Raw genomic sequence first — 14,175 nt, 5'->3', positions numbered from 1 at the left:
TATTGGTGTTCTGTGAGTCTGGTATTGTGTTCTGTCCTGTGTTAGGTCAGAACGCTTGCAGCCGGATATAGTGACGAAGATCGGGGCGGGTGCCCGGATTTTACTTGACCGGATGCGTTATTAAGTTCAAATCGGGCCAGCTTCGGATCCTGTATTCCCGAAGCAGCCAAAAACTGAAACCGAGGAACAGACGAATGAGCAACGTCGCCGAGCGCGTGAAGAAGATTGTGATCGAACAGCTGAGCGTAGAGGCCGAAAAGGTGACCGAAACTGCCAGCTTCATCAACGATCTGGGTGCTGACAGCTTGGATACCGTCGAGCTGGTTATGGCATTCGAGGAAGAATTCGGCGTCGAAATCCCTGATGATGCAGCCGAAAAGATCCAGACTGTGAAGGATGCCATTTCCTTCATCGAGGCCAACGCGGCCTGATTTTACGGCACAAGTCTGCCGGCTTTGGGGTGGTTTCCACGGTGTGGGACCATACCCGGGGCCTGTGGATTTGTTACCGTTTTTCAGGAACAATAACGGAAACAGTGTGTGATGAGGCGAGTGGTCATTACCGGGCTGGGTATGGTTACCCCGCTGGGTAGCGGTGTCCGGGGAAACTGGGAGCAGATTCTGAAGGGCGTGTCGGGCGTTCGGGCTATCGAGCGTTTTGACGTTGGCGATCTGCCGGCCCGCATTGCCGGCCAGGTGCCGGTCGAGGAAAGCCATCCGTGGCGCTTCGACCCTGATGCGGTGGCTGCAGCCAAGGAGCGGCGCCGTATGGACGACTTTATCGTCTACGGGCTTGCAGCTGCAATCGAAGCTGTCGAAGATTCCGGGTGGATGCCTTCCGACGAGGAAGAGCGCGAGCGGACAGGGGTGATTATCGGGTCTGGTATCGGCGGGTTGCCGAGTATTTCAGAGTCGGCCATGACCCTTGCCAACAGCGGTCCGCGCAAGATCAGTCCGTTCTTTATTCCGTCTTCTCTTATCAACCTTGTCTCCGGGCATGTGTCGATCCGTTATGGATTCAGGGGACCGAACCATGCCGTGGTGACGGCCTGTTCAACAGGTGCCCATGCCATTGGTGATGCATCCCGTATCATCAAGTATGGTGATGCCGATGTCATGATTGCCGGTGGTGCCGAGGCCGCAGTCTGCCGCTTGGGGATTGCCGGTTTTGCCTCTGCCAGGGCCCTGTCCACTGGTTACAATGATACGCCGGAAACAGCATCCCGTCCCTGGGACAAGGGGCGTGACGGCTTTGTGATGGGTGAAGGGGCCGGGGTTCTGGTTCTGGAAGAGTATGAACACGCCCGCAGGCGCGGTGCGAAGATTTATGCCGAGGTTCTGGGGTACGGAATGTCCGGTGATGCCCACCACATTACTGCTCCGGCCGAGGATGGAAACGGTGCTTTCCGCGCAATGCGCAATGCGCTGCGTGATGCCCGCCTGGATGTCTCGGGTGTGGATTATATCAATGCCCATGGTACATCGACCCCGCTGGGCGATGAAATCGAGCTGGGGGCGGTGAAACGTCTGTTTGGCGAACAGGCACGGGCACTGTCCATGTCGTCGACCAAATCCTCTATCGGTCACTTGTTGGGTGCTGCCGGTGCCGTTGAGGCAATTTACACCGTCAGGGCCTTGCAGGATCAGGTCTGTCCGCCGACATTGAACCTGAATGATCCGCTGGATGGGTGTGATGTTGACCTTGTGCCCAATCAGGCCAAGCAACGTTCGATCAAGGTGGCGATGTCAAACTCCTTCGGGTTTGGCGGGACCAATGCCTCCTTGGTGATCGGGGCTGTTTGATCCGGGTTTCCCGGTCGTTGACAAGAAGGAACCGCCGGGGCATGGGCTGCGGCGGTTCTTTGATTCTGGTATAAGGTTGGTTGGGCTTTCGGGATGGGTGTCGTGCGGTTTCTGGGGAAATTATTCTTTTTGTGTGCCGGTGTGTTGGTAGTCTGTGCGGGCATCTTTGCTTTCCGGGTCCACCAGCGTTACGAAGAGCCGGGCTTGCATGAGCAGGATGTTGTGGTCCTGATTCCGCGTGGATCGGGTTTGGCTGGCATCGCGGAACGTCTGCACGGAGCCGGGTTGTTGCCCGGGCGCCTGGATACCGAGATCTTCCTGCTGTCAGCCCGGCTCGACGGGCGCAGTGCGTCGTTGAAGGCCGGCGAGTATGCCATTCCCGCCGGAGCATCGATGGCGGCTGTTCTTGATCAGCTGGCTGCCGGAACGGGCATGGTCCGTTATCCCTTGACCATTCCGGAAGGCTTGACGACCGCAGAAGTGCTGCATCGTGTGCGTGATATGGCGGTTCTGGACGGAGAGCTGACGGTTTCTCCGGGAGAAGGCACCCTGCTGCCGGAAACATGGCAGGTTATGCGTGGGGACAGCCGCGATGCGGTGGTGCGTCGTATGATGGGGGCGATGGGCGATACCCTTGAGGCATTGTGGTCACAGCGGGTAGAGGGACTTCCGCTGAAGGACCGGCGGCAGGCCTTGATCCTGGCGTCTGTTGTCGAGAAGGAAACTGCTGTTCCCGGGGAACGCCCGCGGGTTGCTGCGGTTTTTATCAACCGTCTGCGTCTGGGGATGCCCCTGCAGTCAGATCCCACGGTCATCTATGGTCTCAGCCCGGATGACGGCAGTCTGGACAGGGCGCTGCTGCGCAAGGATCTGGAGCAGGATCACCCGTGGAATACCTATACCCGTCCGGGTCTTCCGGCTGGCCCCATTGCCAACCCGGGGCGGGAATCCATAGCAGCCGTTCTGGCGCCGGCACAGACAAAGGACCTGTACTTTGTTGCTGACGGTACGGGCGGGCACGTCTTTGCCGAGACCCTGGACGAGCATAACCGCAACGTTGCCCGCTGGCGCAAGATCAGTCGGGGCAAGGAAAGGGCAGACGCCCGCTAGCCTACGGGCCAGTATCCTTGCTGTTCCATGCCCCGGCCTTCACCAACAGCACTGTCCGCGATGCCGCAGCAGGTGATCGGCCAGCGTAACGGCCACCATGGCTTCCGCCACGGGAACGGCGCGAATGCCGACGCAGGGGTCATGCCGTCCGGTTGTGCGGATGGTGATGTCCTGTCCGTCCTGGTCCACGCTGCGTCTGGGGGTCAGGATGGAGGATGTCGGCTTGACGGCCAGACGCACGACAATCGGTTGACCACTGGAAATGCCGCCCAGAATGCCACCGGCATGATTGGACAGGAATGCGATGCCCCCCTTGTCGGTCTGTCGCATCTCGTCGGCATTGTCTTCCCCTGACAGGGCTGCTGCCGCAAAGCCGTCGCCGATCTCCACCCCCTTGACCGCGTTGATGGACATCATGGCCCGGGCCAGGTCGGCATCCAGCTTGTCGTAGACGGGTTCCCCCAGCCCGGCCGGAACGTTCTCGGCAATGACCTCGATAATGGCACCGCAGGACGAACCTGCCTTGCGGACCTCTTCCAGCCTGCTTTCCCATTCTGCCGCCGCAACAGCATCGGGGCAGAAGAAGGGATTTTGCCCCACCGTGTTCCAGTTCCAGCGGTTGCGGTCAATCCGGTGAGGGCCCATTTGTACCATGGCACCGCGTATGGAAATCCCGTGGGGGACAAGGTGGTCCAGAACCCGGCGGGCGATGGCACCGGCAGCGACCCGCATCGCGGTTTCACGTGCCGATGAACGTCCGCCACCGCGATAATCCCTGATGCCATACTTCAGCTGGTAAGTCAGGTCAGCATGCCCGGGGCGGAACTGGTTGGCGATATCCCCATAATCGCGGGAGCGCTGGTCGACATTCTCCACCAGAAGCCCGATGGGCGTTCCGGTTGTCTGCCCGTCGAACACGCCGGACAGGATCTTGACCGTATCAGGCTCCCGCCGCTGGGTTACAAAACGGCTTGTGCCGGGTTTCCGCTTGTCCATCCATGTCTGGATGTCCTCTTCGGACAGAGGGATGCGGGGGAGAACGCCATCCACCACACATCCCAGGGCCGGCCCATGGCTTTCACCGAATGTCGTGAACCGGAACATGGTTCCGAAGCTGTTGCCGGCCACGTGTCTCAGTCCTTCCGGAACTGGCCGAGCAGGTCTGACAGATCGCCGGCGCTGGCCGGGTTGAGCATGCCAACCGTGTGATAGCCTGCATCGACATGATGAATTTCCCCGGTCACGCCCGAGGACAGGTCGGACAGCAGGTACAGGCCGGAATGACCGACATCGTCAATCGAAACATTGGTTCGCAGCGGGGCGTTCAGTTCATTCCAGCGCAGGATCAGGCGGAAATCACCAATGCCGCTGGCGGCCAAGGTCTTGATCGGGCCGGCGGATATGGCGTTGACGCGGATCTTTTCACCGCCCAGGTCAACGGCAAGATAGCGGACGCTGGCTTCCAGGGCGGCCTTGGCCACGCCCATGACGTTGTAGTGCGGCATCACCTGTTCGGCGCCGTAATAGGACAAGGTCAGCAGGGAGCCGCCATTCTTCATCAGCGGGCGGGCACGCCGGGCCACCTCGGTAAAGGAATAGACCGAGACGTGCATACAGTTCAGGAAGTTGTCCAGACTGGTGTTGTAATAGGGGCCTTTCAGCTCTTCCTTGTCGGAAAAGGCGATGGCGTGAATGACAAAGTCAAGTTGCCCCCATTCCTTTTCAAGAGTGGAAAAGCAGGCTTCCAGGCTGTCGGTATTGGTAACATCGCAGGGCAGAACCAGGGAACTGCCAACTCCGGCGGCCAGGGGGCGCACACGTTTCTCCAGGGCTTCTCCCTGAAAGGTAAAGGCAAGTTCAGCCCCGTGGGCTGCACAGGCGCGGGCGATCCCCCAGGCAATGGAGCGATCGTTGGCAACGCCCATGACCAGGCCTTTTTTATTGGCCATCAGCGGCGCGGGAACATTCATCAGGACCTCTTAGCAGCGGTGAGACAACAAGTGGTTCTGCCGACAGGCAGAAAGGCGGCATCCTACACCAGTTGCCATGGACGTCAAAGGACCAGCATGGTGTACGCCAGAATTGGTTGCGCTGGCGTGTTGGTACCGGTGTCCTAGCGGATCCGGTCATCCAGTCGCTCTTCAATCAGTCCGCCGGGGTCTTGGTGAATTGTGACCTCGGACCCCGGGTAGGCCTGGCGTATGGATGTTGCCACGGCCTCGCAGATATCGTGGGCGCTGCCCAGGGTCATGTCCCGTGGCAGGGTCAGGTGCAGCAGGATAAAGGTCTGGAGCCCGGAACGCCGGGTTCTCAGGTCATGGGCATCGATGACCCGTGGATCGTGCGCGGCCAGGGCCAGGATCCGTTCGCGGTCGGCATCGGGTAGCTCCCGGTCCATCAGGTTGTCCAGGGCATGGGCCGTAATGCGGACAATGCTGTAGACCAGAACGCCGGCCACGATCAGCGCACACAGGGGGTCAGCCCATGTCCAGCCTATCTGTGAGGATGCCAGCAGGGCGACAATGACCCCCATATTGATCATCAAATCCCCGGAGTAGTGCAGGCTGTCGGCCGATACGGCAACGGACCCGGTCAGCCGGACAACCCGTTTCTGTGCGGCGACAAGGCCCAGGGTCAGGACAATACAAACCAGCATGACAGCAATGCCGGTTGTTTCATGCTGTACCGGTTCAGGGGTGATCACGCGCGATACGGCCTCTATGCTCAGCAGGACAGCCGATATACCGACAAACACGGACTGGGCCAGGGCGGCCAGGGGTTCAGCCTTGCCGTGACCGAAGCGGTGATCGGCATCCGGCGGCACAAGGGATTTGCGGACGGCCAGCATGGTGATCAGGGATGCGGCAAAGTCCAGGCCCGAATCGATCAGGCTGGACAGCAGGGCGACCGAACCCGACATCCACCAGGCGGCAAACTTGATGGCAACCATCAGAACCGCCATCCCGGTTGCCAGGGCAGTCACACCGCGCATCAGGCGTGCGGCCTGCTCCGGGCTGACAGAGGTGGAGGTTTCCGGGGGTGCTGTGTTGTCTGTCATGGTGTTTCCATGGGGGGCATGGTGTGTCTGGTGTGGATGGGAACGGGTTTTCCATTGATGGCCTGGGTGGGTGCCGTGGTCCCGGTCTGTTATGGCGTGTTGACGGGGAACAGGTCCCGGGTCAGCCTCGCAACCTTGCGGGATTTGGCTGTGGCCCCAGTCCTATCATGCAGGGAAAGCCCCGCCAAGCGAGGTTGGTCGCGGGAAGGATGGTCCGGTTACGGATACAGGCGTTTGGTCGTCCACGTTCCGTCGCTTTCGGCTGTGTACACGATGCGGTCGTGCAGGCGGAAAGGGCGGTCGCGCCAGAATTCAATCTGTGCCGGCACAACCCGGAACCCCGACCAGTAGGGGGGGCGGGGTATGTCTCCGAAGCCGAATTTGAGGCCGTACGTCGCGATGCGTTTTTCCAGTTCGAAACGGCTGCCAAGCGGGCGGGACTGTGAAGAAGCCCAGGCCCCGATCCGTGAATCCCGCGGGCGGGAGGCGAAATAGGCATCGGCCTCGGCCTCGCTGACGGTTTCCACGCGCCCTTCCACGCGGATTTGCGCCCGCAGGGACTTCCAGTGCAGGCACAGGGCTGCGCGGGGGTTTTCCTGCAGGTCCGTACCCTTGTGGCTTTCCCGGTTGGTGTAGAACACAAAGCCCTGGTGATCGAAAGACTTGAGCAGCACCATGCGCGAGGACGGGTGCCCCTGTGCATTGCACGTGGCCAGGTTCATGGCATTCGGGTCGTTGGGTTCGGATGCTTCCGCAGCTTTCAGCCACTGGCCGAACTGGACGATGGGGTTGGCGTTCTCGTCAAGGGAAGTGCTGCTCATGGTGGGGCAATCCTGCTGGGCATGCTGCGGGTCTTGTGCCGTTTCCGGGCGCATTGCTCCCCCACCATAACGCCTGTTGTTTCCGGTTCCCAGAAAAACAGGATGTATGCAATGGATGGGTTTGTATTGTCCGTGTTCTTGTGCAGGGCTTGCGGTTCTGTCAGCCTGCTCCCACTATAAGGGGTGGGCGTGTATGGGCAGGCTGTGACGGCTTCCGGAATCCGGGCCTGCCGCTTTCCGGTTCCACGGAGTGATGGTGCATGCAGGATCCCTATGTTGTTTTGGGGGTACCCCGAACGGCAACGAGTGCCGAGATCAAGAAGGCATACCGTGCCCTGGCCCGCACGGTGCACCCCGACTGCAACCCTTGCGATGACGGGGCCGGGGAGCGTTTCCGCGATGTTACGGCGGCCTATGACCTGTTGTCGGATCCACGGCGCCGTGCCCGTTTTGACCGGGGCGAGATCAATGCCGATGGCAGCGAGCGGGCCTCTTCTTTCCGCTATGCCAAGGGGACAGCCGGACGGTCGCCATGGGGATACGGCCATGAGGACGATGGAGCCTCTGATGATGACCTGTTTGCCGATCTGTTGCGCCGGACCGGGTATCAGCACCGCGGCGCATCGCGGCCCGGATCGGATGTGCGCTATACGCTGTCTGTAACGTTCGAGGAAGCGGCTCTGGGTGGGGTCAAGCGTATCACCCTGGCTTCGGGCAGGGCGCTGGATGTGAAGGTTCCTGCAGGCTGCGAGACAGGCGCTGTTTTGCGTCTGAAAGACATGGGGCTTCCGGGAGCCGGCGACGGTCAGCCCGGTGATGCCCTGGTGGAGGTGACTGTGCAGGATCACCCCCTGTTCCGGCGTGATGGTCTGAATGTGCTGGCCGATATTCCGGTATCCCTGTCCCAGGCTGTCCTGGGCGCGCGGGTGACGGTGCCGACGGTTGACGGGCTTGTGCAGCTTGTGATTCCGTCCGGATCCAACACAGGAACCCAGTTGCGTCTGAAGGGGAAAGGGATTGTCCGTTCCGGTTCCGGAAGCGGGCGTGGCGACCAGATTTGCCGGTTGATGATTGTGCTGGAAGATCCATCGGACCCGGTTCTGAAGGACTTTCTGCAAAATGCCGGCGTTGCGCAGGGGCTATAGAATCGGGTCCAGTATGGCCTGGTGTCTGTGCAGAAACGACGTTTTCGGGCCTGCCTTCCAGGATGGTGTCAGTCTGTGTCGTGAATGTTGGCTCCCAGCCTCTTGTTTTATCAGGCTCTTGGGCATGATGGCAGCCGGCTTTGGTTCTGCGCCGGTATTCCGGTCTGTGCGGGGATGATTGTCGGCGCCCTGCCTCTGTGTGATGATCCCTGCATTCCGGCCTTGTGCCTGGGGCTTGTTTCCCGGAGAGAGACCTTGAGCGCAGAACGACAGAATGAATCCGCCTTTGTTGACGGAGTCTTCCATGACCTTCTGGGGCTTCTGGAAGATACCCGGTCTTGGATCACTGATTCGGACCAGCAGAAAAAAGAGAGCGCTTCCTTGCCGCCGGAAGCCCGTATCGGGCTGACCCGTGACCTGTCTACCTTGACCAGCCGGGCAACGGCGGCCATGTCGGTGGTTCTGCTGTACAAGGCCCTGGACGAGGATGCCTCGCAGATCAAGGATCCGGGCGGCCAGCTGGACGAGCTGTATGCCGAGGTGGCACGCGGTGTCGGGTCTCCCGGCAAAACGACAACGCCGAAGTTGGCAGATCTTATGGTGCGGGCCCAGGATGTTCTGGGATCTGTATCCGAGGTGCGCCGGATGATCCTGTCGCAGATCAATGCCCCGCGTCACTGACCGTGCGGGATGGAGAGGGTGACGGTGTGATCGTGTCGGCCAAGTTTCCTTCCTGTTGGGTACTGTTCATGGTCAGGTGCGCCCGCATGGCATAAAGCGGGATCTGTCGATACAGGGGGATAACGGGTGCCTCTGCGTCAAGGATGACCTGTATTTCTGCCAGTCGCGTGCCCTTATCTCCGGCGTTTCCTGTTTCCGCAGCCGCTGCCAGCAGTCTGTCCATACGTGGATTCTGCCACCCTGTCCGGTTCATCTTTTGTGTGCTGCCGAGAAGTGAAGAGGCAGGATGCATGGGGGTCCGGATATCCAGGGCTATTCCCAGCAACATCAATGAATAGTCCCCATTCCCGGCGGCCCGGTAGAACCGTTCCGGATCAACGGGTTCTATGACAACTGTTACCCCGATCCGGCTGAGTTGCAGGGCTATGGTGTTGGCAATTTCAAGCGCGGATACATAGCGGTCTTCCGGCATATGCAGGGTAACCGTGAAGCCGCCTTCCCAGCCGGCTTCGCGCAGGAGCTCCCTGGCTTGCTCCGGCTCTGACCGAAGCTGTGTCGGATGTACGGAAGTGGGCAGGGGGCTGTCGGTTGGTTCCGCGAAGCCGCACAGACTGTCTTCTGCCAGGGTCTGGCGGTCAATTGCCAGTGAAATGGCCCGTCGAACCCGTGGGTCATGCAGCGGGTTCTTGTTGGTACTCCGGTTTCCGGTTTTCAGGACAAACGGGCTGTGGCGCTTGCGGGTGTCAGGGGCCAGAAACAGGAGTTGGTCGGGTTTCAGGCTGGTGACCGTATAGGCGGGATTACGGACCAGACGGCTTGCATCAGCAGGAGGAAGTTGTTCGATAATATCAACATGCCCGGCAATCAGGGCAGTAACCCGAAGGGCATCATCGGGTATGACGCGCAGGATAACGGTATCCCATTGTGGTGGCGGTCCATGGTAGCTGGTGGAAGCCCGCAGAATGATTTCCTGCTTCTGGCGATCGAATTGCTGGATCTGATAGGGCCCGCTTCCTGTTTTTTGCAGCAGTTGGTCAAAGTCAGCCCGGCTGGCCATAACAGCTTTGGCCGGTATGATCTTCAGAATACTCAGCCGGTATGGAAGATCCGGAATGGGGTCTGTTGTGTGAATGCGCAGGACATGGGGTGACAGGATCTCTGTCCGCGCAATGGCAGACAGGTAATCGCCGAAGGATACCGGGCTGTCGCGCACCGACCGGGCCCGTTGGATGGATGATGCCACGTCATGCGCCCGCAAGTGTGACCCATCGTGAAACCTGACGCCTTTCCTGAGGGTGAAATCCCATGTATTCGGTGCTGGCTGTGCCCACTTTACGGCCAGGGATGGAGCAAGGCGCCCATCCTGATCGCGTGTGATCAGGGTATCGTAGATGTGTGAGAGCAGCAGGATATCAGGCATGTAGACATGGCGGTGCGGGTCCGCCGATATGATTTCCGAAGCGAGGGCAATACGCAGGGTTTTTTCCGACAGGTTGCGTGCGTACGCCGCGCTGTGGCTTGCCAGGGCCAAGGCTATCACCGCGAGGATGGCTCCCCTTTTCCATATCTTCTTCCGCAGGTTTTCGGGCTGTTGTGTCATTATGCACCTGTTCCTGACGCGATCATTATGGCCGTTGGTGTTGCATGCCGGGGCTTGTGTCAATGATAGATCCGGAGGCCGGATAGCGCCTGCAGACTCCATGTGGCTGTTGCGGTATGGACTGTGGAAGGATGGTCAAGAAGCTGATAAAGTGCAACAATTCAAGTCAGTTCCGGGCCTGTTTGTTGACAGGATGCCCGGGGTTTGGCTGTACCCCGTAAGCAGGGTGTGACATGTTCCCGTCTTCGGCTTCGCCTGCCTTTCCCCTGAAGGGGATGAGCCTTCGTTCCGTTGTTATGGTCGCCAGCATTGTGATGCTGGTGACGGTTGCCGGTGCGTCGCTGGCTATTCTTCTGGCCTTCAGCCGTACCATATCCTTGGCTGAAGAAACAGAGGGGCGTATTATCCCGGAAGTTCTGGGGCAACAGACACTGGCTGTACTGGCGGCGGAACTGGCCAGAACAGCCGAAGTGGTTCTGGGAACCAATGATCCTGTCCGTCGCGACAAGGCTTTGCTGACGGCAGAAAGAACGGCTGTCCGTTTTGCTCCCCTTGCCGGCGTGGACAGTATGGCTTGTCTGGATACAGCGCTGTCTGCCATTCGGCGCAGTGCCTATCTGCGTGATCTTGCCGATACATTGGCGGTGCAACGGGTTGGTATTCAGGTGCGGCTGGTCGAAGTCATCATTCCTGTCCGCCCTGTCAATGCCCTCTGGTCACAGATCATGCTGGAACTGCAGTCATTGTTGGCCCGTGTGGAGGTCGAGCAGGACATTGACCGGCTGCAAGCTCTTCAGGTTCATATTTCTGCCGCCCGCAACCGTTTGCTTGCTCTCTACAAAGGGTCTTCTCCATGTCTGGAATGTCCTGAAATTGCCACCAGTCTGCTGCATGATATCCTGTCGGTGGTTGATCTGCGCCGCGAACAGCTGGCGGTCTTGGTGCAGGCTGACAAGGAGGCCAGCCAGACGCGTATGTCGCTGGAGCATATGACGGCAAATCTGTCCAGGGCGGCTGCAAATACGGTCCGGAACAGTGCTGCGGCGATTGTCGAGGCTGGATGGCAGGGCATCATCATGGGCTCTGTCCTAGTGTGTGGATCCTTGGTTCTGATCCTTGTGGGCGGGCTTTTGTTGCTGCGGCATGTTGTGCGACCGGCTGTTCGTGCCCGTGAAGCCCTGGATGCGATTTACAGCGGGGATCCTCTTCCCATGCAGGAACCGGCATCACTGAAAGAGTTCCAGGTGATTGGGGAGGCGGTTCAACGTTTGTCCTGTGCCCTGGGGAATTTGAAGGACAGCGAGCAGAATGCCCTGCGTGGCCGACAGCAGCTGGAATATCTGCTGGATATTTCGCCCGCCCCTTTCATGCTGGTTGATCTGACCTCGGGTCTTGTTTCCCGCGTTAATGCTGCTGCTGCCGACCTGTTCGGGATCCGGTGCGATGGCTTGTCCGGTGTAATGGCCGAGGATTTGTGGGTCAGTCACGAAGCGGTCTCGGATGTGTTGTCCCGTTTACGTAACAATGACGCGGTGGAGCGTCTGGACATGCAGTTCCGTCGTGTTGCGGCGCCACCGTTCTGGGCCTTGGTATCCGCCCGTACCGGTGCGCTGGATGGTCGTGCCATTGCATTGGTCGGCTTGGCAGACATTACGGATCGCAAGCATTATGAAAATCGTTTGCGTTTGTTGATCGATGATCTGGAACGTTCAAACCGCGAACTGGAACAGTTTGCCCACAGCATTGCCCATGACTTGCAGGATCCTTTGCGTGCGATGGTCAATGGCCTGCAGCAGATTGGCCACAGGGCCGGTGATCTGCTTGATGAGTCATTCCGCAGCGACATGGGGCGTGTTGCCGAGGGCGGGCGGCGCATGGAGCGCATGATTGCAGAGCTTCTCGACTATTCCCGGATTGGCTGTGGTGGCGCATGCGAGCCCGTACCCCTGTGGGATGTGGTTGCACGGGTTTCCAGGGGACTTGGACCGGTTCTTGAGGAGTGTGGGGCCGTACTGTCCGTTGATGGTCGCCTGCCGTCGGTTGCTGCACATCCCGAGCCTGTGGCCGGGCTGTTCCGTAATGTGCTGTTTCATATTCTCGACAGCCGGGATCCGCAGCATGCGCTGAAGATTGTGATCCGTGTTTTGCAGGCCGGGGCTTTCTGTGAATGTGTTGTTGCCTACAACGGGCATGCTGCGCCGATCAGTACGCATCATGATGTGGCTCCACATGGTGATGACACCCGCCCCGTGGTGACAGCCGGTGGTATCGGGCTGTCGCTGTGCCGCCGTATCGTTGAAAACTATGGTGGCCGCTTGTGGATTGATCCGTCAGGTGGTCTGGATCCGGATGGGCAGGACAGTGCCGTCCATTTTACGCTTCCATTGCACGATCCTGTTTCTGCCTCTGAGCCGCAGAGGGTGTTGCAAGAGGCAAGCCCCGGTTACCTGTCCCCTTAATTCGGTTGTTTCTCGGCCCAGCTGATCTTTTTGCGATAAATGGTGGACGGACTGATTTCCAGCAGCGCAGCGGCACGCGGGATGTTGCCCCCGCACACATGGATTGCGGACTCAATTGCCTCTTTCTCGATCAGCCACAGAGGCTTCAGATGACCCGGACCATTGCCTGCATCAGGATGGCCTGCATCGTGATTGTGCAGGATCGCTGCTTTCAGGGCACTGGATGTGGCGGCAACCGTATTGCCCAGAATGGCCAGGGCGGCTGGTCCGGGGTTTGCCTTTGCTTCAGCCTGTAGTTGCTCGGGGAGCATGTCCAGGGTCAGCTCTTCCCCCGTATGCAGGACAATGGCGCTGCGCAAAACGTTTTCAAGCTGTCGCACGTTCCCGGGCCAGTCATGTCCAGCAATCGCCAGGGCGGCCGGGCGGGCAATGCGGTGGAAGGGCTTGTTTTCCTCGGCCGCCAGGCGCAGCAGCAGGGCCTGGGCAATTTCCAGCGCATCGCCGTCCCGTTCCCGCAGGGGAGGCAGATGGATCGGGATAACGTGCAGGCGATAGTACAGGTCCTCGCGGAACCGTCCTTCCTCCACTTCCTTCAAGGGGTCCCGATTGGTGGCGCAGATAACGCGAATATCAACCTTTTGCGCCTTGTCGGCCCCGACCTTCTGGACCATTCCCGTCTGGAGAAAGCGCAGCAGCTTTCCCTGAAGGTTGATGTCCATTTCCCCGATTTCATCCAGGAACAGCGTGCCGCCGTCAGCCTGGCTTGCGGCACCGTCCCGGGTTGCGATGGCCCCGGTAAAGGCCCCTTTCAGGTGTCCGAACAGCTCGCTTTCCATCAGGTCCCGGGGGATGGCGGCACAGTTGACAGCCACAAACGGCCCGTTGCGACGTGGGCTGGCCCTGTGAATGGCTTCCGCGCAGAGTTCCTTGCCGGTGCCGCTTTCGCCGGTGATAAAGACGGTGGCGCGTGACGGGGCTGCGGCCTCGATCATCCGGTATACGCCCCGGATGGCGGCCGATGACCCGATAAATCCACCCCATTGCCCCGGTGGTTCAGGCTGGAGCTGTTCGGTCAGCTGCTCGACCTTTGTGCTGAGCTTTTGTTTGGCAATGACATTGCCGACCGTAACCTGCAGGCGTTCAGGTGGAAAAGGTTTGACCAGAAAGTCGTCGGCCCCGGCCTGGAGAGCCTCGACAGCCAGACGAACCGAGGCTTGTGACGTTACAACCACGACACCGCATGGCATGCCGTTGCCGCGAATATGGCGCAGGATTTCAAGCCCGTTCATATCCGGGAGGTTGACATCCAGAACCACGGCATCCGGCGGGGATTGTGACAGGATATCCATGGCCTGCCTGCCGGTTTCGGCCACACGGGTTTCCCATGCCGCAAGATCACCGGCATAGCGTTCCGCCATCAGGGGATCATCTTCAACGATGAGTATCCCGGCTTTCATGGATATGCGGTCGCCCCCCGGTCCCCTGTTCAATCCCACCTG

At 59.7% G+C, this 14,175-nt stretch carries 12 protein-coding genes; 6 read left to right on the top strand and 6 right to left on the bottom strand.

What is annotated here, in order from left to right; translation table 11 throughout:
* Positions 1–194 precede the first annotated feature (194 nt).
* The 3 genes from HEQ61_RS03380 (at position 195) to mltG (ending at position 2,912) form a co-directional block, all read left to right on the top strand.
* Entirely contained in the window at positions 195–431 is a 237-nt protein-coding gene (locus tag HEQ61_RS03380; RefSeq protein ID WP_066134645.1) for an acyl carrier protein, read from the top strand.
* Positions 432–542: 111 nt separating this feature from the next.
* Positions 543–1,802 carry a beta-ketoacyl-ACP synthase II gene (fabF, locus tag HEQ61_RS03375; protein WP_168019754.1) on the top strand — a complete coding sequence of 420 codons (1,260 nt, stop codon included), beginning with the start codon at positions 543–545 and terminating at the stop codon, positions 1,800–1,802.
* A 102-nt stretch (positions 1,803–1,904) separates the two neighbouring features.
* Positions 1,905–2,912 (top strand): endolytic transglycosylase MltG, encoded by a 1,008-nt coding sequence (gene mltG / locus HEQ61_RS03370; protein ID WP_322099177.1) that lies wholly within the window; start codon positions 1,905–1,907, stop codon positions 2,910–2,912.
* A 39-nt stretch (positions 2,913–2,951) separates the two neighbouring features.
* On the opposite strand, the gene aroC is transcribed toward mltG, so the two are convergent.
* From aroC to pdxH, 4 genes are all read right to left on the bottom strand, one after another.
* Positions 2,952–4,040, bottom strand: a complete 1,089-nt coding sequence (gene aroC / locus HEQ61_RS03365; RefSeq protein ID WP_168019750.1) for a chorismate synthase — start codon at positions 4,038–4,040, stop codon at positions 2,952–2,954.
* A gap of 5 nt (positions 4,041–4,045) precedes the next feature.
* Positions 4,046–4,882, bottom strand: coding sequence for an enoyl-ACP reductase FabI (gene fabI / locus HEQ61_RS03360; RefSeq protein ID WP_168019748.1), 837 nt, complete (start codon positions 4,880–4,882; stop codon positions 4,046–4,048).
* Positions 4,883–5,025: 143 nt separating this feature from the next.
* Positions 5,026–5,970: a cation diffusion facilitator family transporter gene (locus HEQ61_RS03355; RefSeq protein ID WP_168019746.1), complete on the bottom strand. Its 945-nt coding sequence runs from the start codon at positions 5,968–5,970 to the stop codon at positions 5,026–5,028.
* Positions 5,971–6,188: 218 nt separating this feature from the next.
* Positions 6,189–6,791, bottom strand: a complete 603-nt coding sequence (gene pdxH, locus HEQ61_RS03350) for a pyridoxamine 5'-phosphate oxidase (protein ID WP_245183100.1) — start codon at positions 6,789–6,791, stop codon at positions 6,189–6,191.
* Positions 6,792–7,051: 260 nt separating this feature from the next.
* Here pdxH and HEQ61_RS03345 point away from each other — a divergent pair, with 260 nt between their 5' ends.
* Positions 7,052–7,936: a DnaJ C-terminal domain-containing protein gene (locus HEQ61_RS03345; RefSeq protein WP_168019742.1), complete on the top strand. Its 885-nt coding sequence runs from the start codon at positions 7,052–7,054 to the stop codon at positions 7,934–7,936.
* Positions 7,937–8,020: 84 nt separating this feature from the next.
* The gene (locus HEQ61_RS03340) at positions 8,021–8,617 is read left to right on the top strand and encodes a hypothetical protein (protein WP_168019740.1); all 597 of its coding nucleotides are present in this window, start codon (positions 8,021–8,023) and stop codon (positions 8,615–8,617) included.
* On the opposite strand, the gene HEQ61_RS03335 is transcribed toward HEQ61_RS03340, so the two are convergent.
* Positions 8,598–10,217, bottom strand: coding sequence for an ABC transporter substrate-binding protein (locus tag HEQ61_RS03335; RefSeq protein WP_168019738.1), 1,620 nt, complete (start codon positions 10,215–10,217; stop codon positions 8,598–8,600). The genes HEQ61_RS03340 and HEQ61_RS03335 overlap by 20 nt on opposite strands.
* A 233-nt stretch (positions 10,218–10,450) precedes the next feature.
* On the opposite strand from HEQ61_RS03335, the gene HEQ61_RS03330 reads away from it, so the two are divergent.
* Positions 10,451–12,676 (top strand): sensor histidine kinase, encoded by a 2,226-nt coding sequence (locus tag HEQ61_RS03330; protein WP_168019736.1) that lies wholly within the window; start codon positions 10,451–10,453, stop codon positions 12,674–12,676.
* Here the strand turns inward: HEQ61_RS03330 and HEQ61_RS03325 are convergent.
* The gene (locus HEQ61_RS03325) at positions 12,673–14,133 is read right to left on the bottom strand and encodes a sigma-54-dependent transcriptional regulator (protein ID WP_168019734.1); all 1,461 of its coding nucleotides are present in this window, start codon (positions 14,131–14,133) and stop codon (positions 12,673–12,675) included. The genes HEQ61_RS03330 and HEQ61_RS03325 overlap by 4 nt on opposite strands.
* Positions 14,134–14,175: the final 42 nt, after the last annotated feature.

Source organism: Haematospirillum sp. H4485 (assembly GCF_012102745.1).
In the GTDB taxonomy this organism is placed as follows: Bacteria; Pseudomonadota; Alphaproteobacteria; order Rhodospirillales; family Rhodospirillaceae; genus Haematospirillum.
The sequence above is the reverse complement of the archived record's forward strand: the minus strand, read 5'-3'. Positions and strand labels throughout refer to the sequence as shown.

What these genes read in the sequence shown, in the direction of transcription:
- HEQ61_RS03345 (WP_168019742.1), top strand. Translation starts at nt 7,052, where the DNA reads ATGCAGGATCCCTATGTTGTTTTGGGGGTACCCCGAACGGCAACGAGT.
- HEQ61_RS03330 (WP_168019736.1), top strand. Translation starts at nt 10,451, where the DNA reads ATGTTCCCGTCTTCGGCTTCGCCTGCCTTTCCCCTGAAGGGGATGAGC.
- HEQ61_RS03355 (WP_168019746.1), bottom strand. Translation starts at nt 5,970, where the DNA reads ATGACAGACAACACAGCACCCCCGGAAACCTCCACCTCTGTCAGCCCG.
- HEQ61_RS03325 (WP_168019734.1), bottom strand. Translation starts at nt 14,133, where the DNA reads ATGAAAGCCGGGATACTCATCGTTGAAGATGATCCCCTGATGGCGGAA.
- HEQ61_RS03380 (WP_066134645.1), top strand. Translation starts at nt 195, where the DNA reads ATGAGCAACGTCGCCGAGCGCGTGAAGAAGATTGTGATCGAACAGCTG.
- HEQ61_RS03335 (WP_168019738.1), bottom strand. Translation starts at nt 10,217, where the DNA reads ATGACACAACAGCCCGAAAACCTGCGGAAGAAGATATGGAAAAGGGGA.
- pdxH (WP_245183100.1), bottom strand. Translation starts at nt 6,791, where the DNA reads ATGAGCAGCACTTCCCTTGACGAGAACGCCAACCCCATCGTCCAGTTC.
- fabF (WP_168019754.1), top strand. Translation starts at nt 543, where the DNA reads ATGAGGCGAGTGGTCATTACCGGGCTGGGTATGGTTACCCCGCTGGGT.
- fabI (WP_168019748.1), bottom strand. Translation starts at nt 4,882, where the DNA reads ATGAATGTTCCCGCGCCGCTGATGGCCAATAAAAAAGGCCTGGTCATG.
- HEQ61_RS03340 (WP_168019740.1), top strand. Translation starts at nt 8,021, where the DNA reads ATGTTGGCTCCCAGCCTCTTGTTTTATCAGGCTCTTGGGCATGATGGC.